Raw genomic sequence first — 20,780 nt, 5'->3', positions numbered from 1 at the left:
TGCACCGTCAGATGTCTCGGTGCCGCCGCAACGACGCGCGGCGGGGACGAGAACACGCGCACGCACCACGACATGCCGCCCGGACGGCGGACGCGCCCCTCCGTCAACTGAAGAGGGACGCCGTCCGTCGTACCTGAGAGCTACGCGCTCGGACTGGCCGAAGGGCTCGGCGAGGACGTCTGAGCGGCCGCCACGGTCAGTTCGACGGTGAGGGTCGCACCGCCCGCGGTGGTGATGCGCAGCAGGAACGTGCCGGCCGTGTCGTCCGCGTACAGCTTCGGCAGCGTCAGCAGGCCCTTCGCATCGGTCTTCAGGCCCGCCAGGGTGCGCACGGGCTTGCCCGCGGCGTCCTTGAAGTAGGGGCCCTTGTCGTTGGCGGCGGTGTCGGCGGCCGACTTGACCAGGGTGGCGGTGGCCGCGACCCCGTCGGCGACGGCACCCTGGTACGTCGCCTTCACCTGGACCGGGGTGGCGAACTCGCCGCCCGCGACGCAGGTCAGCGCCGCGTCACCGGTGCGGGCGAGCTTGTCGGCGGCGCGTTCGGTGACGGTGGCCGTGTAGTCGAGGCCCGCGACCGTGCGGCCCACGACGGTGGCGCGGATGGTGACGGCGCCGGTCTTCTCCCCCGCCTGCAGGGCGGGCGCGACGGCCACGCCGGAGCTGTTGGTGGCGACCGTGGCCACGCTCTCGCCGCCCGTGAAGGTGGTGTCCGTGTCGCCGAGGATCGTGAAGCGGATACGGACCTTCGCCACGGCCTTGCCGGCCTTCGTCTCGGCGCGGGTGCTGATGCGCTGGGTGAAGGTGTCGCCCGCCATGGCGGTGAGCTTGGCGGCCCCGGCGTTCTCCAGGTGGTCCACCGTGTCGGTGGGCGTGGGGGACGTGGAGGGCGGCGGGGTCGGCGAGCTCGGCGGGGTGGTGGGCGGCTTGGGGGTCGCGGTGCCGCCGCCGGGCTTCTCCGGCTTGGGGCTGGGCTTCGGCTTGCCGGCGCCCTGGCCGGACGCGCCCGGCGCGGAGGGAGTGGCCGGCGTGGACGGGTCGGAGCTCGCGCCGGAACCGCCGTCGCTGCGGTTGCCGGGCAGCGTGCCCGTGCCGTCGGGAACCTCGTGCGTGCCCTTGCGGTAGTACTCCAGCCACCTCATGACGAGGTTCAGGTACTCGCGCGAGTTGTTGTAGCTGAGGATCGCCTTGTCGAGGTCGTCCTGGTCGGACAGGTCCCAGTTGTTGCGGCAGAGGTAGTGACCGGCGGCGAGGGCGGCGTCGTAGATGTTGTTGGGGTCCTTCTTGCCGTCGGCGTTGCCGTCGCGGCCGGCCCAGGCCCAGGTCGACGGGATGAACTGCATGGGGCCGACGGCCTGGTCGTACGCGCTGTTGCCGTCGTACGCGCCGTTGTCGGTGTCCTTGATGAGGGCGAAGCCGTTGCCGTCGAGCTGCGGGCCGAGGATCTTCCCGATCGTGGTGCCCTCGGCGTCGACCCGGCCACCGCGGGCCTGGCCCGACTCCACCCGGCCGATGGCCGCCAGCAGTTGCCAGGGCAGGTTGCAGCCGGGCTTGGACTCGCGCAGCGAGGCCTCGGCCTTCTTGTAGGCGTCGAGGACGGTCGCGGGAATGCCGGCCTCGGTCTCGCCCTGGCCGCTCGGCGAGGGGCCGGTGGACGGGGACGGGTTGGGGCTCTTCAACGGCGGCAGGTCCGTGTAGTACGGCGAGTTGCCGGTGGCGCTGCCGTCGGAGGCACTCACGTCGGGCGAAGGGGTGGCGTCGGCGGCGGTCTGTCTGCCGTGGTCGTTCACGCCCGGGGCCTGGGAGGCGGACAAGGCCGCGACCGCCACCGCGGCCACGGCGGTCGTCGCCGCCCCCTTGCGCAGCCTCCTGCCGAATTGCGCCGCCATAGAGTGAACCCCTCCCGTGGACGCCCGAGCGCCCGTCTCTGTCTGTTGCGCTCTGTGTGGTGCGTTCGCGTACTGCTGTTGCGTTCGCTCTGTTGTGACGATCGACCGGCCCGGGTGGTTGCCCTCCGGAAGACCTCTTTCCGCTCCCGGGACGGTGACCCTGGCGACCCTACGACAACTTCCTTTGCTCAGACACCCGTTCGTGCCCGTTTTTCACCGGTTGGTCATGCGCGGGGCACCGACGGGGGCCGTGTGCGCCCCTGCCGCATACTGGGGCCCTGCCGAGGCCCGCTGCGACCACCTGCGTCAACGACCTGCACGAGGAGCCGAGTTGCCCTTCACCCTGAGCCATGCGGCGGCCGTCCTGCCCGCCGTGCGTACCGACGGGAGCGGCCGGGGCCGGCTGGTCCCCGCGGTGCTCGTGGCGGGATCCTTCGCGCCCGACATGACCTATTACGCGGCGAGTGTGCTGCCCGAGGCGATGACGTTCGGGGACGTCACGCACTCGTTCCCCGGCGTGTTCACGGTCGATGTGCTGGTCGCCTGGGCGCTGGTGGGGCTGTGGCTGGTGGTGCGCGAGCCGCTGGTGGCGCTGCTGCCGCGGGCCCGGCAGGGGCGGGTGGCCGCACTGGTGCGCTGTGGGGCGCCCCGTGCGCGGGTGCGGCCTTCGCTGGTGGCGTGGTGGTACGGGTCCGCGGTGCTCGGGGCGCTGACGCATGTCGTGTGGGACGCGTTCACGCATCTCGACCGGTGGGGCATGCGGCTGTTCCCGGTGCTGGGACGGGAGGTGGCGGGCTCGCCGCTGTACTGGTACCTGCAGTACGGCGGTTCCGCGGTGGCCGCGGTCCTGATCGCCGTGTTCGTGGCGCGGGCGGTGCGGCGGATGCCGGGGGGTGAGCCGGTGGGGGTCCCGGTGCTGTCGGTGCGGGACCGGTGGGTGGCCGCCGCGGTGATCGGCGGTCTCGCGCTGGTGGCGGCGGTGCAGCGGACCGTGCGGTGGTGGGCCTACTGGGGATCGGTGGCGAAACCGTGGGAGATCATTCCGACGGTGTGCTTCGGCGCGGGTGCGGGGCTCGTGCCCGCGCTGCTGGTGTACGCGGCCGGAGTCAGGGCGTGGCGTCCGGTTCCGGACCGCGGGCGTCCCGGACGTGTCGATGGGGAGCCGAGCCGGTCGGCGGTTCGCTGAGGCCGCCGGGGCAGCGCCCGGCTTCCGTGGGGGCGGCCCCTGGGGGGTATGCCCGGGGGGGTGCCTGGGAGTGTGCCCGGAGGTGTCCTCTCCCCAGGGGTCAGTGGCTCCCGGGTGGTGTCTGCGTCCGTACGGGGGCCGGTGCCGCCCGAAGGGTCGCCGTCGGCCGAAGGGCCGGGCGTCGGCCGAAGGGTCGCCGTCGACCGAGGGCTCGGTGCAGAGGGAGACGGCCGTCGGTGCCGGCCGGGTCCGCCGGGTCACGCCGGACGTCGGTCAGGCGCCGCCGGACGTTCGCGTCGCGTGGCGCTGAGCCATGCGCTCGCGGCCGTGCACCAGACGCCGCCGGACCTCCGCCGCCGCTCGGTTCAGGACGAGAGGCGTCCGGCCGTGGGACAGGTGCCGCCGGAGGCGCGGCGCGCCGCGGCCCGGGGCCGCCGAGGCACCGGCCGGGAGACGCACGACGCTGACGTCCACCGCGACGACCGGGACCGGCGGGGGTGTCGCGCCCGGGATCCGCGGGAGCGCGGCGCGGAGGACAGGGGAAACCGCCCCTCGAAGGCCCGGCCGGCCCTTCGCGCGAAGGGCCGGCGGGAGAGTCCCGCGGAGAGTCACGCCTGAGGCCGCGCGGCTGATGAGTGTGCGTATACCCATGCCCGCATCCTTGCCAGGGCGGGAAGGCGGGGCGCCTTCTCGGCGGCCACGCGGGTGACGGCCGGGGAACGGGCCGGGTGCCGGGCTGGAGGCGGGCCTCCCCCGCGAGATGCCGGGGCACCGAGGGCCCGCCCGCCCCGCGCGAGGCCGGCCCTCGGTGCCACGGCACCGTCGCTAGTGCGCCGCCGACTCCCAGTCCGGGCCCGCGCCCACCGAGACTCCGAGCGGGACGCGCAGCTGAACGGCGTTCGCCATCTCGCGGCGGACCAGTTCCTCCGCGGCCGGACGCTCGCCGGGGGCGATCTCCAGGACGACTTCGTCGTGGACCTGCAGGAGCATGCGGGACGACAGGCCCGCCTCCTTCAGCGCGCTGTCCACCTTGAGCATGGCGATCTTGACGATGTCGGCCGCCGTGCCCTGGATGGGCGCGTTGAGGGCCATCCGCTCGGCGGCCTCGCGGCGCTGGCGGTTGTCGCTGTTGAGGTCGGGCAGGTAGCGGCGGCGTCCGAAGAGCGTCGCCGTGTAGCCCGTCGCCCGGGCCTCGTCGACCGCCCGGCGCAGATAGTCCCGCACGCCGCCGAACCGCTCGAAGTAGGCGTCCATCAGGGCGCGGGCCTCCGCCGCCTCGATGTTCAGCTGCTGGGAGAGGCCGAAGGCGGACAGTCCGTAGGCCAGGCCGTAGGACATGGCCTTGATCTTGCGGCGCATCTCGGCGTCCACCGCGGTCGGCTCGACCCCGAAGACCTGGGAGGCGGCCGTGGTGTGCAGGTCCTCGCCGGAGGTGAACGCCTCGATCAGGCCCTCGTCCTCGGACAGGTGGGCCATCACGCGCAGTTCGATCTGGCTGTAGTCGGCCGTCATGAGGGACTCGAAGCCCTCGCCCACGACGAAGCCGCGGCGGATCGCCCGGCCCTCGTCCGTACGGACCGGGATGTTCTGCAGGTTCGGGTCCGTCGAGGAGAGACGGCCGGTGGCGGCGACGGTCTGGTTGAACGTGGTGTGGATGCGGCCGTCGGCGGCGATCGTCTTGATCAGGCCCTCGACGGTGACGCGGAGCTTGGCCTGCTCACGGTGGCGGAGCATGATCACGGGCAGCTCGTTGTCCGTCTGGCCGGCCAGCCAGGCCAGCGCGTCGGCGTCCGTGGTGTAGCCGGTCTTGGTGCGCTTGGTCTTGGGCAGGGCCAGCTCGCCGAAGAGCACCTCCTGGAGCTGCTTGGGCGAGCCCAGGTTGAACTCGTGCCCGGCCGCCGCGTGGGCCTCCTTCACCGCCTGCTGGACGGCGCCGGCGAACATCTGCTCCATGGCCTCCAGGTGGGACCGGTCGGCCGCGATGCCGTGCCGCTCCATGCGGGCGAGCAGCGCGGACGTCGGCAGCTCCATGTCCCGCAGCAGATCGGCGGCGCCGACCTCCTCCAGGCGGCTCTCGAAGGCCTGGCCCAGATCGAGGACCGTGCGCGCCTGGATCATCAGGGCCTCGGCCTCGGCGGCGTCGTCCGCGCCGAAGGCGAGCTGGCCGTCGGCCGCAGCCGCGGGGGCGAGCTCGCGGTGCAGGTACTCCAGGGACAGCGCGTCCAGGTCGAAGGACCGGCGGCCCGGCTTGACCAGGTACGCGGCCAGGGCCGTGTCCATGGTGACGCCCTCGACGCTCCAGCCGTGCTCGGCGAAGACGCGCATGGCGCCCTTGGCGTTGTGGAAGACCTTGGGCCGGGCGCCGTCGGCGAGCCAGGCGGCGAAGGCGGTCTCGTCGGCCTCGTCGAGCTGCGCGGGGTCGAACCAGGCGGCTGCTCCGCCGGGCGCGGCCAGGGCGACCTCGGCGACCGAGCCGGTGCCGAGCGCCCAGGTGTCGACCGTGGCCACGGCCAGGGGGCCGGTGCCGTGCTCGGTGAGCCAGGCGGTCAGCTCGCCGGTGGAGAGCACCGTGCCGTCGAGCTGCACGCCCTCCGTGCTGATCGGGGTGGTCTCCGCCTCCTCGGCGCCCGGGTCGACGGCGAAGAGCCGCTCGCGCAGGGAGGGGTTGCGGATCTCCAGGGTGTCCAGGACCATCGCGACGGCCTTGCGGTCGTACGGGGAACGCTCCAGGTCCGTGACGCCCTTGGGGAGCTCGACCTGACGCTCCAGCTCGGTGAGGCGGCGGTTGAGCTTGACCGCCTCCAGGTGGTCGCGGAGATTCTGCCCGGCCTTGCCCTTGACCTCGTCGACGCGCTCGACCAGCTCGGCGAAGGAGCCGAACTGGTTGATCCACTTCGCGGCCGTCTTCTCGCCGACGCCCGGGATGCCGGGGAGGTTGTCGGAGGGGTCGCCGCGCAGGGCCGCGAAGTCGGGGTACTGCGCGGGCGTCAACCCGTACTTCTCGAACACCTTCTCCGGGGTGAAGCGGGTCAGCTCGGAGACGCCCTTGGTCGGGTACAGCACCGTGGTGTGTTCGCTGACCAGCTGGAACGAGTCCCGGTCGCCGGTGACGATCAGCACCTCGAAGCCCTCGGCCTCGGCCTGGGTGGCGAGCGTGGCGATGACGTCGTCCGCCTCGAAGCCGTCCACCGCGAAGCGGGCGGCGCCCATCGCGTCGAGCAGCTCGCAGATCAGCTCGACCTGCCCCTTGAACTCGTCGGGGGTCTTGGAGCGGTTCGCCTTGTACTCCGTGAACTCCTGGGAGCGCCAGGTCTTGCGGGAGACGTCGAAGGCGACCGCGAAATGCGTGGGCGCCTCGTCGCGCAGCGTGTTCGCGAGCATCGACGCGAAGCCGTAGATCGCGTTCGTCGGCTGGCCCGTGGCCGTCGTGAAGTTCTCCGCGGGCAGCGCGAAGAACGCGCGGTAGGCCAGCGAGTGCCCGTCCATGAGCATCAGTCGCGGACGGCTGCCGCCGGAGGTCTTGTCGGTCGTCTTCGATGCTGTCTCTGCCACGCCCCCGATCCTGCCACGCCCCACTGACACTCGGCTCCGCCCCGGTGCGCGCCGCCCCGCGCCGAGCGACGTGGAGGCCTCGCCGAGCGGCGTGGCGGCCTCGCCGGGCAGCGTGGAGGCCTCGCCGGGCAGCGTGGAGGCCTCGCCGAGCGGGGGCAGCGGGCGGGGTGGCGGCGGGCCAGGGGCAGCGGGCCGGGGGGGTGCGCGAACCGGGGCTCCGGGCCGGCCCGCGGCGAGCGGCGGCGGAGCTGCGCGGGACGGCACAGGACGGCGCGCGGCGGCGGGCAACAGCAACCACCGCCAAGCCACGATCGCGGTCCGGGCCGTCGCCCGGGCCGTCCTCACCCGTTGTCACCGTCGCGTGCGAGGATCGGAGACGTACCTCACAGCGCAGTCGAAGGGGAGCGTGCGATGGCGTCGAAGCCGCCCAAGAGTGATCCGGTCCAGGACGCGCCGCAGGTCGCCGGGCCGCAGCACGCGGCAGCGGGGCTCCCCGCGATCGGGCACACCCTGCGTGCCGCCCAGCGGCAGATGGGGGTCAGGCGCACCGCGCTGACGCTGCTGAACGTGAACCAGAAGGACGGCTTCGACTGCCCCGGCTGCGCCTGGCCGGAACCGGAGCACCGGCACAAGGCCGAGTTCTGTGAGAACGGCGCCAAGGCGGTGGCGGAGGAGGCGACGCTGCGCCGGGTCACGCCGGAGTTCTTCGCCGCCCACCCGGTCGCCGACCTGGCCGGCCGCAGCGGCTACTGGCTCGGCCAGCAGGGCCGCCTCACCCACCCCGTGTACCTCCCGGAGGGCGGCACGCACTACGAGCCGGTCACCTGGGAGCGCGCCTTCGACATCATCGCGGAGGAGATCGCCGCGCTCGGCTCGCCGGACGAGGCGGTCTTCTACACGTCGGGCCGCACCAGCAACGAGGCCGCGTTCCTCTACCAGCTCTTCGCCCGCGAGCTCGGCACGAACAACCTGCCCGACTGTTCGAACATGTGCCACGAGTCGTCCGGCTCGGCCCTGTCGGAAACGATCGGCATCGGCAAGGGCAGCGTCCTGCTGGAGGACCTGTACCAGGCGGATCTGATCGTCGTCGCCGGCCAGAACCCCGGGACGAACCACCCGCGCATGCTGTCCGCCCTGGAGAAGGCCAAGGCGAACGGCGCGCGGATCATCAGCGTCAACCCGCTGCCCGAGGCGGGTCTGGAGCGTTTCAAGAACCCGCAGACCCCGCGGGGCATGCTCCGGGGCGCCGCGCTCACGGACCTGTTCCTGCAGATCCGGATCGGCGGCGACCAGGCGCTGTTCCGCCTCCTCAACAAGCTGATCCTGGAGCGCGAGGGCGCGGTCGACGAGGCGTTCGTGCGGGAGCACACGCACGGCTTCGAGGAGTTCGCCGAGGCCGCCCGCGCCGCCGACTGGGACGAGACGCTCACGGCGACGGGGCTGACCCGGGAGGACATCGAGAAGGCCCTGTCCATGGTCCTCGCCTCCGAGCGGACCATCGTGTGCTGGGCGATGGGCCTCACCCAGCACAAGCACTCGGTGCCCACGATCCGCGAGATCGTGAACTTCCTCCTGCTGCGCGGCAACATCGGCCGCCCGGGCGCCGGGGTGTGCCCGGTGCGCGGGCACTCGAACGTGCAGGGCGACCGCACGATGGGCATCTTCGAGCGTCCGGCCCCCGCATTCCTGGACGCGCTGGAGCGGGAGTTCGGCTTCGCCCCGCCCCGGGAGCACGGCTACGACGTGGTGCGGGCGATCCGCGCGCTGCGCGACGGCGAGGCGAAGGTCTTCTTCGCGATGGGCGGCAACTTCGTCTCGGCGTCGCCCGACACGGAGGTCACGGAGGCGGCGGTGCGGCGGGCCCGGCTGACCGTGCACGTGTCCACGAAGCTGAACCGCTCGCACGCGGTCACCGGCGCGCGCGCCCTGATCCTGCCGACGCTCGGCCGCACCGAGCGCGATCTCCAGGGCGGCGGCGAGCAGTTCGTGACCGTGGAGGACTCGATGGGCATGGTGCACGCCTCCCGGGGCCGGCTGGAGCCCGCGAGCCCGCACCTGCTGTCGGAGCCGGCCATCGTGTGCCGGCTGGCCCGCCGCGTGCTGGGCGAGGACAGCCGCACACCGTGGGAGGAGTTCGAGAAGGACTACGCGACGATCCGCGACCGCATCGCGCGCGTGATCCCCGGCTTCGAGGACTTCAACGCGCGCGTGGAGCACCCCGGCGGTTTCGCGCTCCCCCACACCCCGCGCGACGAGCGCCGCTTCCCGACGGCCACCGGCAAGGCCAACTTCACGGCCGCGCCCGTGGAGTACCCGAAGCTGCCCGAGGGACGCCTGCTGCTGCAGACGCTGCGCTCGCACGACCAGTACAACACCACGATCTACGGCCTGGACGACCGTTACCGGGGCATCCGGGGCGGCCGCCGGGTGGTGCTGGTCAACCCGGAGGACGCCCGGGCCCTGGAGCTGGCGGACGGATCGTACGTGGACCTGGTGAGCGAGTGGCGGGACGGTGTGGAGCGCAGGGCGCCGGGATTCCGGGTCGTGCACTATCCGACCGCCCGGGGCTGTGCCGCCGCCTACTACCCGGAGACCAACGTGCTCGTGCCGCTGGACGCGACGGCGGACACCAGTAACACCCCGGCCAGCAAGTCGGTCGTGGTGCGTCTGGAACAATCGGCGACCGACTGAGCGTTCGCTCAGGCACAGAGGAAGCCGCAGCGATCAGCACGAACGGAGCCGGGCCCCATGGGTGAGCAGCAGCACGTGAAGTTCCCGCAAGAGGTCATCGACGAGTACGCCGCGCTCGGCGTGGACCTCCCGGCCCTGTTCTCCGCGGGCCACCTCGGCACGCGCATGGGCGTCCAGATCGTCGAGGCCTCGGCGGAGCGGGTCGTCGGGACGATGCCGGTGGAGGGCAACACCCAGCCCTACGGACTGCTGCACGGCGGGGCCTCGGCGGTGCTGGCCGAGACGCTCGGCTCGGTCGGCTCGATGCTGCACGGCGGCAGCTCCAAGATCGCCGTGGGCGTCGACCTGAACTGCACGCACCACCGCGGGGCCCGCTCCGGCCTGGTCACCGGCGTGGCCACGCCCGTGCACCGGGGCCGCACGACCGCCACCTACGAGATCGTGATCACGGACGAGGACGACAAGCGGGTGTGCACGGCCCGGCTGACCTGCCTGCTGCGCGACGTGCGGCCGGGCGACGAGGAACCCGTCCGCTCCACGAGCTGACCGGCGCGGGGAGAACGCGCGCCTGCCGACGTAGGGAAAACCCTGGAGGGGCGGCCGGGCTCTTGCCCCGGCCGCCGCCGGGCGCTTCACTGACGCTCCACCCCCACAGGAGAAGGCCCGCCCCACCCCCAGAAGGGTTTCTCTTGACCTCCGTACGTGCCATCGCCGTCATCGCCGCGGCCAGTGCCGCCGTGCTCGCCACCGCGCTGCCGTCCTCCGCCATCAACTCCTACAACGCCACGCCCGCCCCCGAACGCACCGAGGTGGGCGCGCTCGTGGCCACGTGGGACGACGACGGCGACCCGGCGACCCCCGACCGGGTCGACTGGGTGTGCTCCGGCACCATGATCGACCGGGACACCTTCCTGACCGCCGCGCACTGCACCACCGACTGGCCCGACAACGTGCGCTTCTACGTGTCCCTCGACCAGGACGTGCAGGCCGGGCTGGACGCGGCGGCGAAGAAGTACCCCGGTGACTCCGCCGCGCAGGCCGCCTCCGTCGCCGTCCCGGGCACCGCCCACTCGCACCCGGACTACCCGGGCCCGGCCTCCGACACCCACGACATCTCGGTGGTCGAGCTGTCCGCCGCCGCGGTCGGGGCCCGCTGGAGCTTCACCCCGGCCACCCTGCCCACCGCGAACCAGCTCGGCAAGCTGGGCCCGCAGGGCCTGGAGGCGGCCGACTGGGTCGTCGCCGGGTACGGCACCCAGGAGGCCCTCAACGCTCCCGGCGGCCAGACCCACCCCGGCGGCGGCGTCCGCATGAAGGCGCCCGTCACCTTCAACGCCCTCAACGACTCCTGGGCCCGCCTCGGGATGACCGCGCCGCAGGGCAACGGCGGTGCCTGCTACGGCGATTCGGGCGGCCCCAACTTCGCGACCATCGCGGGCAAGCGCATCCTCGCCGCCACCACCATCACCGGCGACAGCCCCTGCTACGCCACCAATGTGACGTACCGCCTGGACACGCCCGGCGCCCGCGCGTTCCTGGCGCCCTTCACGCGGCTGCCGTAGCCCCGCACCGGCGGCCGCCCGGCCCGGCACGGGCGGCCGCCGGACCAGCCGGCACGGACGGCCGGTCCGGACCCACCCGGCCGGCGAGACAGGCCGGTCCGCACCCACCGCACGTCCGTCCCCCACAGACCGCCCCGCCGCCTCCGGTCCCGACCCGGAGGCGGCGGGGCGTCCCCGTCCCCGGCGCTTCCGTCCGCGCCCCTGCCGCAACTCGACCGCCTGGCAGGGACGTTGCGGGCACGGCCCTCCGGCCCCCTCCTCAACATCCCTGCGCACACCGCCCCTCGGCGCGCCGCACGGGACGAGCCCACCCCGCCGCGGCACCCCGGCGATCAGCGGCAGCCCCACGGCCACGGGTACAAAAAGGCGTATTCGACGCTCCGGAATGAGCCCCTTGACTCGGGCCCTCCATTCCTCTACGTAACGCTCCGTAACGCGCGCGCAATACAACACCACAGTTTCGCTCCCGGCCGCGCCGAGCCCCGGAACGATTCCGATCTTGTGTGAGCCGCTCGCCGGCAGGGCGGCACATGATCTCAGCCGCGGCCAACCGGAAGTGCGCGTTCTCAGAATGCGGACTTCGGAGGAAATCCACCAAACCCGCCGAGAGGGTCCGTCGCCGAGACCAGGCATCCACCCCGTCATAACAAGAAAGTCACAAGCGAGCCCGCACCACTGACCCTGCCCTTACCCCGGGCTTAGAGTCACGGCCAGTCACCGCTCCACATCGGGAGTTCGGTACCAGCGCGGCACTCACCCCCCGACCAGGGCGGGGCCTGCCTGTGAAAGGACTGATTGTGCGACAGCGTTCCTTGGTGATTCTTACCTCCGTTCTCACGACCGGAGCTCTGACTCTCACCGCCTGCGGTTCCCGAGACGACAGCGGTGACAAGGGCGGAGACAGCGGGAGCAGCACGACGCTGACGATCGGCGTCGACGCCCCCCTCTCCGGTGAGAACTCCACCACCGGCCTCGGCATCCAGTACGGCGCCCAGATAGCCGTCGACGACGCCAACAAGAACAACTGGGTCCCGGGCGTGAAGTTCAAGCTCAAGGCCCTGGACGACAAGGCGCAGCCCGCGACCGGCCAGTCCAACGCGACCAACCTGGTCGGCGACAAGACCGTCGTCGGCGCCGTCGGCCCGCTGAACTCCGGCGTCGCCCAGACGATGCAGCAGGTCTTCGCCTCGGCCAACATGGTCCAGATCTCCCCGGCGAACACCGCCCCCGAGCTGACCCAGGGCAAGAACTGGCAGTCGGACAAGAAGCGCCCGTTCAAGACCTACTTCCGCACCGCCACCACCGACGAACTGCAGGGCAGCTTCGCCGCCGGCTACGCGTACAACGGCCTCAAGAAGAAGAAGGCCTTCGTCGTCGACGACAAGCAGACCTACGGCGCCGGTCTGGCCAAGATCTTCAACGAGCAGTTCAAGAAGCTCGGCGGCAAGGTCGTCGCGACCGACCACGTCAACACCGGCGACAAGGACTTCGGCTCCCTCGTCACCAAGATCAAGAACTCCGGCGCCGACCTGCTCTACTACGGCGGCCAGTACGACGAGTCCGCGCTGATCACCAAGCAGCTCAAGGACGCCGGCGTCAAGATCCCGCTGTTCGGCGGCGACGGCATGTTCGCCTCCACCTACATCGAGGCGGCCGGCAAGTCCTCCGAGGGCGACCTCGTCACCGCCATCGGTGTCCCCGCCGACACCCTGCCCGCGGCCAAGCAGTTCATCCAGACGTACAAGGACAAGGGGTACAAGGGCGACTACGGCGCCTACGGTGCCTACGCCTACGACGCCGCCACCGCCATCATCAAGGCCGTCAAGGCCGCCGCCGACGCCAACGGCGGCAAGGTGCCCAGCGACATCAACGACCTGCGCTCCAAGGTCGTCGACGGTGTCCAGAAGTCCGACTTCGAAGGCCTCACCGGCAAGGTCTCCTTCGACGAGTACGGCGACACCACCAACAAGCAGCTGACGGTCTACCAGGTCGAGAAGGGTGCCTGGAAGGCTGTGGAGACCGGCACCGCCGACCTCCAGTAGTCCGGCCCCCCAGTAGCCACACCACGGGCCGCGCGGAGGACGACCCCGACCGCGCGGCCCGTTCTCACACCCCCACACAGCACGCGACCACGCACGCATCCAGTGCACACGACCACCAGCGACATGGAGGCCATGCGGTGAACACCCTGCCGCAGCAGCTGGCCAACGGGCTGCTTCTCGGCTCGATGTACGGGCTGATCGCCATCGGCTACACGATGGTGTACGGCATCGTCCAGCTCATCAACTTCGCGCACGGCGAGATCTTCATGACCGGGGCCTTCGGCGCCCTCACGGTCTACTTCTACATCCTTCCCGACGGCACCTCGATGGCTCTCGCCGTACCGCTCATGCTCCTCGGCGGCGCCCTCGTGGCCATCCTCATCGCCGTCGGGGCGGAACGGTTCGCCTACCGGCCCCTGCGCGGAGCACCACGCCTGGCACCGCTCATCACGGCCATCGGCCTCTCCCTGGCCCTCCAGGAAGTCGTGCGCAACTTCTACCCCGGCGCCGACCGCGCCCGCGCCTTCCCCGGCCTCGACGCCACCCACGAGATCGGCTCCGTCACCATCAAGGACGCCGACATCTTCCTCATCCTCGCCGCCGTGATCTGCATGGCCGCCCTCGCCTACTTCGTGCGCCGCAGCCGCACCGGCCGCGCCATGCAGGCCACCGCGCAGGACCCCGACACCGCGCAGCTCATGGGCATCGACACCAACCGCATCATCGTCATCGCCTTCGCCATCGGCGGCTTCTTCGCCGCTGTCGCCGCCGTCGCCTACGGACTCAAGTACGGCAACGTCGACTACCGCATGGGCTTCCTGATGGGCCTCAAGGCCTTCACCGCGGCCGTCCTCGGCGGCATCGGCAACATCTACGGCGCCATGCTCGGCGGCATCGTCCTGGGCATCGCCGAGACCCTCGCCTCCGCCTACATCGACGAGATCCCCGGCATGCAGCAGCTCGGCGGCCAGAGCTGGGCCAACGTGTGGGCCTTCTGCCTCCTCATCCTCGTGCTCCTCTTCAGGCCACAGGGCCTGCTCGGCGAGCGCGTCGCGGACAGGGCGTGATCACATGACCGAGACGACCAAGACCCCCGCCCCGGACGCCACCCCCGCGCCGCCCGCACCCACCGGCCTCATACCGCTGCCCCTCCCGGCCGCCCGCGCGCTGCTGCTCGGCGGCGGCATCGCCACCGCGGCCTCCGCCTTCCTCGCCTGGACCTGGACCTCCGAGTTCCCCGGCGACCTCACCATCACCGGCTACCCCGGCGGCCTGCAGTGGCTCACCTTCACCGCCGGCCTCCTCACCGCGCTGTACGCGCTCGCCGCCTACGGCATCCGCGGCCTCGGCTGGCTCCTGCCCGCCCGCAACAACGCCCCGCTCGTGCTCAACGCGGTCGGCGGCTTCGCCGTCACCTGGTTCACCGTCATCGCCATCAGCACCGAACTCGGCGGCGTCGTCAACCTCGAACCCGGCGGCTGGATCGCGGCCGTCGCCTCCCTCCTGCCGGTCATCGGCGCCTTCGCCCTCCCGCAGGAGCGCACCGGCGACGGCACCAAGGCAGCCCTCAAGGCCTACGTCGCCAAATCCGAGCGCATCCCCGCCCCCGCGGCCACCGCGCCCTGGGTCCAGCGGGCCGTCATCACCGTAGTGACGATCATCGGCCTCGGCGTCTTCACCTACGGCATCGACACCGAGTACGGCGAACTCTTCGTCGGCTACCTCTTCGTCGTCACCTTCGCCCTCTGGGCCCTGCACACCGCCGGCCTCCTCGACCGCTTCTCCGCGCTCGTCGCCGCCAACCGCAGCTTCACCCTCGCCATGGGCTTCGCCGCGGCCATCGCCTTCCCCTTCACCCAGACCGACGACCACTACGCCAACATCGGCGTCAACATCCTGATCTTCGGGACCGTGGCCCTCGGCCTGAACATCGTCGTCGGCCTCGCCGGACTCCTCGACCTCGGATACGTCGCCTTCCTCGGCGTAGGCGCCTACACCGCCGCCCTCGTCTCCGGCTCCGAGTTCTCCACCATCTCCGGCGTCCACCTGCCGTTCTGGGCCTCCGCCCTGGCCGGCGCCGCCGCCTCCCTCGTCTTCGGCGTCCTCATCGGCGCCCCGACCCTGCGGCTGCGCGGCGACTACCTCGCCATCGTCACCCTCGGCTTCGGTGAGATCTTCCGCATCGCCGTCAACAACATGGACGGCCAGTCCGGACCCGACGTCACCAACGGCCCCAACGGCATCCCCTCCATCCCCGACCTGAACCTCTTCGGCTTCAACTTCGGGGAGGCCCACGACATCGGCGGGTTCACCCTCGGCCGGTTCGCCAACTACTACCTGCTGATGGTCCTGATCATGGCCATCGTGGTCCTCGTCTACACCCGCGCCGCCGACTCCCGCATCGGCCGCTCCTGGATCGCCATCCGCGAGGACGAGACCGCCGCCACCGCCATGGGCATCAACGGCTTCCGCGTCAAGCTGATCGCCTTCGCCCTCGGCGCCGCCCTCGCCGGCCTCGCCGGCACCGTCAGCGCCCACGTCACCTACAGCGTGGTCCCCACGCCGTACCAGTTCGCCGGCTCCACCCCGCCCAACTCCGCGTTCCTCCTGGCCGCGGTCGTCCTCGGCGGCATGGGCACCGTCGCCGGACCGCTCCTCGGCGCGGCCCTGCTCTACCTGCTCCCCGAGAAGCTCGTCTTCCTCCAGGAGAAGTCGCTCCTCGCCTTCGGCATCGCGCTCATCCTCCTGATGCGCTTCCGCCCCGAAGGCATCATCGCCAACCGCCGGCGCCAGCTCGAATTCCACGAGACCGGCCAACTCGACGTACCGAAACAGACCACGCTGACCGACGAACCGGCCGTCACCAAGGCGGGGGCGTAACCATCATGACGACACCTGTACTCGAAGCCCGCGACGTCACGATGCGCTTCGGCGGCCTCACCGCCGTCCGCTCCGTCGACTTCACGGTCAACGCCGGCGAGATCGTCGGCCTCATCGGCCCCAACGGCGCCGGCAAGACCACCTTCTTCAACTGCCTCACCGGCCTGTACGTCCCCACCGAGGGCACCGTCTCCTACAAGGGCACCGTGCTCCCGCCCAAGCCCCACCTGGTCACCCAGGCCGGCATCGCCCGCACCTTCCAGAACATCCGCCTGTTCGCCAACATGACGGTCCTCGAGAACGTCCTCGTCGGCCGCCACACGCGGACCAAGGAAGGCCTCTGGTCGGCCCTCCTGCGCGGCCCCGGCTTCAAGAAGGCCGAACGCGCCAGCGAGGAACGCGCCATGGAACTCCTGGAGTTCATCGGCCTCGCCCACAAGCGCGACCACCTCGCCCGCAACCTCCCCTACGGCGAGCAGCGCAAGCTGGAGATCGCCCGCGCCATGGCCTCCGAGCCCGGCCTGCTCCTCCTCGACGAGCCCACCGCCGGCATGAACCCGCAGGAGACCCGGGCCACCGAGGAACTCGTCTTCGCCATCCGCGACAAGGGCATCGCCGTCCTGCTCATCGAGCACGACATGCGCTTCGTCTTCAACCTCTCCGACCGCGTCGCCGTCCTCGTCCAGGGCGAGAAGCTCGTCGAGGGAACCGCCGAGGTCGTCCAGGCCGACGAGCGCGTCGTCGCCGCCTACCTCGGAGAACCCTTCGAAGGCGACCCCGGGCAGGCCGAAGCCGCCGAGGTCGAGGCCGCCGAAGCCGCAGCGGACGCGCCCAGCACCACCAGCAGCACCAGCAGCACCAGCACCACCAAGGGAGAAGCCAAGTGACCGCACTCCTCGAGGTCGAGGACCTCCGGGTCGCCTACGGCAAGATCGAAGCCGTCAAGGGCATCTCCTTCAGCGTCGACGCCGGCCAGGTCGTCACCCTCATCGGCACCAACGGCGCCGGCAAGACGACCACACTGCGCACCCTGTCCGGCCTGCTCAAGCCGGTCTCCGGGAAGATCCTCTTCGACGGCAAGCCCCTCAACGGGGTCCCCGCCCACAAGATCGTCTCCCTCGGCCTGGCCCACTCCCCCGAGGGCCGGCACATCTTCCCGCGCCTGACGATCTTCGAGAACCTCCAGCTCGGCGCCTTCCTCCGCAAGGACAAGGAAGGCATCGAGAAGGACATCCAGAAGGCGTACGACCTCTTCCCCATCCTCGGCGAACGCCGCAACCAGGCCGCCGGAACCCTCTCCGGCGGCGAGCAGCAGATGCTCGCCATGGGCCGCGCCCTGATGTCCCAGCCCAAACTGCTCATGCTCGACGAGCCCTCCATGGGCCTCTCCCCGATCATGATGCAGAAGATCATGGCGACCATCTCGGAGCTGAAGTCCCAGGGCACGACCATCCTCCTGGTCGAGCAGAACGCCCAGGCCGCGCTGTCCCTGGCCGACCAGGGGCACGTCATGGAGGTCGGCAACATCGTCCTGTCCGGCACGGGGCAGGACCTGCTGCACGACGAGTCGGTGCGCAAGGCGTACCTGGGCGAGGACTGACCGTCCCGCCGTATACGCCCGCCGTATACGAAAGAGGCTTGCTTCCCTCCGGCCGGAGGGAAGCAAGCCTCTTTCACACGGGGTATCAGCCCTTGGCGGCCTTCTTCTCCTCGGCGTCCTGGATGACCGCCTCCGCGACCTGCTGCATCGACATACGGCGGTCCATCGACGTCTTCTGGATCCACCGGAACGCGGCCGGCTCGGTCAGCCCGTACTCCGTCTGCAGAATCGACTTCGCCCGGTCCACCAGCTTGCGCGTCTCCAGCCGGAGCGTGAGGTCCGCGACCTCCTTCTCCAGCTCCTTCAGCTCCGTGAACCGCGAGACGGCCATCTCGATGGCCGGAACGACATCGGTCTTGCTGAACGGCTTCACCAGGTACGCCATGGCGCCGGCGTCCCGGGCCCGCTCCACCAGGTCGCGCTGCGAGAACGCGGTCAGCATCAGCACCGGCGCGATGCTCTCCTCGGCGATCTTCTCGGCCGCGGAGATGCCGTCGAGCTTCGGCATCTTCACGTCCAGGATCACCAGGTCGGGGCGGTGCTCACGGGCCAGCTCCACGGCCTGCTCACCGTCACCGGCCTCACCGACGACGGTGTACCCCTCCTCCTCCAGCATCTCTTTGAGGTCGAGCCGGATCAGGGCCTCGTCCTCGGCGATGACGACCCTGGTCGTCATCGGAGGCACGTGCGACTTGTCCTCATCAGGCACGTCAACAGGCTGGGGCGACTCGGGGGCGCTCACGTGGGCTCCTTGGTACGGGGCAGGCCGGTACTGCTCCCAAGAGCGTACCTAGCTGCGGTATGGTGGTCGGGCACTGGGTCCAGGTCAACCTTGGATTCACGGGGCCCCGGTAGCCCAATTGGCAGCAGGCAATGGATTCAAAACCCATACAGTGTCGGTTCGAGTCCGACCCGGGGCACTTTTCCTTGGTTTCCAAGGTCACCCCTTCGAAGCGGATGTCCACGTTCTCGTGAACATCCGCTTTTCGCTGCGTGTCGCCAGGAGAGCACTTCCACAGTGGCCTCATGTACGACGTCAGCACACGCAAGCGAGCACTCGCGCTGGTGGCACAGGGCCGCAGCCTGAACTCGGTGAGCCGTGAGACGGGCATCTCGCGGGCCGCGATCCGCTCCTGGCAGGACCGCCTGGAGCCGCTGCCCCGGACTCCCCCGCCTGGCGCCGGACTCCCTGCCGACGAGCGCGCGTACGCCTACCTGCTGGGCCTGTATCTCGGTGACGGCTGCATCAGCGGCCACCCTCGCGGCACCGGCTACTACCTGAGGATCGCGTGCGCCGATGCGTGGCCGGGTCTGATCGACGCCTGCGAGACCGCCATGCGCGCCATCAGCCCGACCGGGCGGGCCTACCGCGTTCAGGCACGGGGATACGTCTCAGTGGTCGGCTACAGCAGACACTGGCCGCACTTCTTCCCCCAGCACGGGCCGGGCAAGAAGCACGACCGCCCCATCGTCCTCGAACCCTGGCAGCAGGCCATCGTCGGCGCCCACCCCTGGGAGTTCATCCGGGGACTCGTCCACTCCGACGGCTGCCGGATCACCAACTGGACGACCCGGACGGTCGCCGGCGAGCCCAAGCGCTACGAATATCCCCGGTACTTCTTCACCAACCTGTCGCCCGACATCATCAGCCTCTTCACCACAGCGCTCGATCAGGTGGGCGTCGCGTGGAAGAGGGCGAACACACGCAACATCTCCATCGCCCGCAAAGCCTCCGTAGCCCTCATGGACGCCCACGTCGGGCCCAAGTACTGAAGGCGGTGTCCTAGCGCGGGGTGTCGGTCTCGGCGATGTGGTGGACGCGGACCATGTTCGTGGAGCCCGAGACGCCGGGCGGGGAGCCGGCCGTGATGACGACCATGTCGCCCGGGCGGCAGCGGCCGTGGCGCAGGAGCAGTTCGTCGACCTGGTCGACCATCGCGTCCGTGGAGCCGACCTGCGGGCCGAGGAAGGTCTCGGCGCCCCAGGTGAGGCTGAGCTGGGAGCGGGTCGCCTGGTCGGGGGTGAAGGCGAGCAGGGGGATCGGGGAGCGGTAGCGGGACAGGCGGCGGGCGGTGTCGCCCGACTGGGTGAAGGCGACCAGGAACTTGGCGCCGAGGAAGTCGCCCATCTCGGCGGCCGCCCGGGCGACCGCGCCGCCCTGGGTGCGGGGCTTGTCGTGTTCGGTCAGCGGCGGCAGGCCCTTGGCCAGGAGGTCCTCCTCCGCGGCTTCGACGATGCGTGCCATGGTGCGGACCGTTTCGACGGGGTGCTTGCCGACGCTGGTCTCGCCGGAGAGCATCACGGCGTCCGTGCCGTCGATGACGGCGTTGGCGACGTCGGAGGCCTCGGCGCGGGTCGGGCGGGCGTTGTCGATCATGGAGTCGAGCATCTGGGTGGCGACGATGACCGGCTTGGCGTTGCGCCGGGCCAGCTTGATCGCGCGCTTCTGGACGATCGGGACCTGCTCCAGGGGCATTTCGACGCCGAGGTCGCCGCGGGCGACCATGATGCCGTCGAAGGCGGCGACGATGTCGTCGATGTTCTCGACGGCCTGGGGCTTTTCGACCTTGGCGATGACGGGGAGGCGGCGGCCCTCCTCGTCCATGATGCGGTGGACGTCCTGGATGTCGCGGCCGCTGCGGACGAAGGAGAGGGCGATGACGTCGAAGCCGGTGCGCAGGGCCCAGCGCAGGTCGTCCTCGTCCTTCTTGGACAGGGCGGGGACGGAGACGGCCACGCCGGGCAGGTTCAGGCCTTTGTGGTCGGAGATGACGCCGCCCTCGACGACGGTGGTGTGGACGCGGGGGCCGTCGACCCCGGTGACTTCGAGGCAGACCTTGCCGTCGTCGACGAGGATGCGTTCGCCGGGGGTGACGTCGGCGGCGAGGCCGGCGTAGGTGGTGCCGCAGCCGTGGGCGTCGCCTTCGGCGCCGTCTTCGACGGTGATGGTGAAGGTGTCGCCGCGTTCGAGGAGTACGGGGCCTTCGGTGAAGCGGCCGAGCCGGATCTTCGGGCCTTGAAGGTCGGCGAGGAGGCCGACGCTGCGGCCGGTCTCGTCGGCGGCCTTGCGCACGCGGTGGTAGCGCTCCTCGTGTTCGGCGTGTCCGCCGTGGCTGAGGTTGAATCGGGCCACGTCCATTCCGGCGTCGACCAGGCTTTTGATCTGGTCGTACGAATCGGTGGCGGGCCCAAGGGTACAGACGATCTTCGCTCGGCGCATGGGTCCGAGCCTATGAGTTACCCACCGGTAGAGAATTGGCCGGGCGTGACCACTCAACAGACTTCACGTGAAGCGTTATTGACAAGTGTTGAATTGTGCGGCGGTGTGCTCCGATGAGCACTCCCCCAGAAATTCGCTCGCGTATTCGGAATTCGTTTCTC

General features: G+C 70.8%; 14 protein-coding genes and 1 tRNA gene. 11 read left to right on the top strand and 4 right to left on the bottom strand.

The window, feature by feature from the left end; genetic code table 11:
• Nucleotides 1-140: 140 nt before the first annotated feature.
• The gene (locus tag ACF07N_RS28715) at nt 141-1,886 is read right to left on the bottom strand and encodes a lytic transglycosylase domain-containing protein (RefSeq protein ID WP_392118309.1); all 1,746 of its coding nucleotides are present in this window, start codon (nt 1,884-1,886) and stop codon (nt 141-143) included.
• A 331-nt stretch (nt 1,887-2,217) separates the two neighbouring features.
• Here ACF07N_RS28715 and ACF07N_RS28710 point away from each other — a divergent pair, with 331 nt between their 5' ends.
• Nucleotides 2,218-3,072, top strand: coding sequence for a DUF4184 family protein (locus tag ACF07N_RS28710; RefSeq protein ID WP_392118306.1), 855 nt, complete (start codon nt 2,218-2,220; stop codon nt 3,070-3,072).
• Nucleotides 3,073-3,897: 825 nt separating this feature from the next.
• Here the strand turns inward: ACF07N_RS28710 and polA are convergent.
• Nucleotides 3,898-6,624 carry a DNA polymerase I gene (polA, locus tag ACF07N_RS28705; protein WP_392118303.1) on the bottom strand — a complete coding sequence of 909 codons (2,727 nt, stop codon included), beginning with the start codon at nt 6,622-6,624 and terminating at the stop codon, nt 3,898-3,900.
• A gap of 411 nt (nt 6,625-7,035) precedes the next feature.
• Here polA and ACF07N_RS28700 point away from each other — a divergent pair, with 411 nt between their 5' ends.
• From ACF07N_RS28700 to ACF07N_RS28665, 8 genes are all read left to right on the top strand, one after another.
• Complete coding sequence (locus ACF07N_RS28700) at nt 7,036-9,315, top strand: FdhF/YdeP family oxidoreductase (RefSeq protein ID WP_392118300.1); 2,280 nt, start codon at nt 7,036-7,038, stop codon at nt 9,313-9,315.
• Nucleotides 9,316-9,372: 57 nt separating this feature from the next.
• Nucleotides 9,373-9,861, top strand: a complete 489-nt coding sequence (locus ACF07N_RS28695; RefSeq protein ID WP_392118297.1) for a PaaI family thioesterase — start codon at nt 9,373-9,375, stop codon at nt 9,859-9,861.
• A 143-nt stretch (nt 9,862-10,004) separates the two neighbouring features.
• On the top strand, nt 10,005-10,877 hold the full coding sequence (locus tag ACF07N_RS28690) for a trypsin-like serine protease (RefSeq protein ID WP_392118294.1): 873 nt from the start codon (nt 10,005-10,007) through the stop codon (nt 10,875-10,877).
• Between the two features lie 812 nt (nt 10,878-11,689).
• Entirely contained in the window at nt 11,690-12,919 is a 1,230-nt protein-coding gene (locus ACF07N_RS28685; protein WP_383333321.1) for a branched-chain amino acid ABC transporter substrate-binding protein, read from the top strand.
• 137 nt (nt 12,920-13,056) lie between these two features.
• Entirely contained in the window at nt 13,057-13,986 is a 930-nt protein-coding gene (locus ACF07N_RS28680) for a branched-chain amino acid ABC transporter permease (protein ID WP_383346576.1), read from the top strand.
• A gap of 4 nt (nt 13,987-13,990) precedes the next feature.
• Nucleotides 13,991-15,799, top strand: a complete 1,809-nt coding sequence (locus ACF07N_RS28675; protein WP_392118290.1) for a branched-chain amino acid ABC transporter permease — start codon at nt 13,991-13,993, stop codon at nt 15,797-15,799.
• A 5-nt stretch (nt 15,800-15,804) separates the two neighbouring features.
• The gene (locus tag ACF07N_RS28670; protein ID WP_392118287.1) at nt 15,805-16,686 is read left to right on the top strand and encodes an ABC transporter ATP-binding protein; all 882 of its coding nucleotides are present in this window, start codon (nt 15,805-15,807) and stop codon (nt 16,684-16,686) included.
• Nucleotides 16,683-17,399, top strand: coding sequence for an ABC transporter ATP-binding protein (locus tag ACF07N_RS28665; RefSeq protein WP_383333313.1), 717 nt, complete (start codon nt 16,683-16,685; stop codon nt 17,397-17,399). Before ACF07N_RS28670 ends, ACF07N_RS28665 begins: the two co-directional genes overlap by 4 nt.
• An 85-nt stretch (nt 17,400-17,484) precedes the next feature.
• Here ACF07N_RS28665 and ACF07N_RS28660 read toward each other — a convergent pair whose 3' ends face one another.
• Nucleotides 17,485-18,141 carry an ANTAR domain-containing response regulator gene (locus ACF07N_RS28660; protein WP_383333311.1) on the bottom strand — a complete coding sequence of 219 codons (657 nt, stop codon included), beginning with the start codon at nt 18,139-18,141 and terminating at the stop codon, nt 17,485-17,487.
• A gap of 103 nt (nt 18,142-18,244) precedes the next feature.
• Here ACF07N_RS28660 and ACF07N_RS28655 point away from each other — a divergent pair.
• Both ACF07N_RS28655 and ACF07N_RS28650 read left to right on the top strand, forming a co-directional pair.
• Nucleotides 18,245-18,319, top strand: a tRNA-Leu gene (locus ACF07N_RS28655).
• A 106-nt stretch (nt 18,320-18,425) separates the two neighbouring features.
• Nucleotides 18,426-19,172, top strand: coding sequence for a transcriptional regulator (locus ACF07N_RS28650; RefSeq protein WP_392118283.1), 747 nt, complete (start codon nt 18,426-18,428; stop codon nt 19,170-19,172).
• Nucleotides 19,173-19,182: 10 nt separating this feature from the next.
• Here ACF07N_RS28650 and pyk read toward each other — a convergent pair whose 3' ends face one another.
• The gene (pyk, locus tag ACF07N_RS28645; protein ID WP_392118280.1) at nt 19,183-20,619 is read right to left on the bottom strand and encodes a pyruvate kinase; all 1,437 of its coding nucleotides are present in this window, start codon (nt 20,617-20,619) and stop codon (nt 19,183-19,185) included.
• Nucleotides 20,620-20,780: the final 161 nt, after the last annotated feature.

Origin of the sequence: Streptomyces sp. NPDC015242 (assembly GCF_043079125.1) — a bacterium.
Taxonomy (GTDB): Bacteria; Actinomycetota; Actinomycetes; order Streptomycetales; family Streptomycetaceae; genus Streptomyces.
This window is presented reverse-complemented; position numbering and strand designations above follow the sequence as displayed.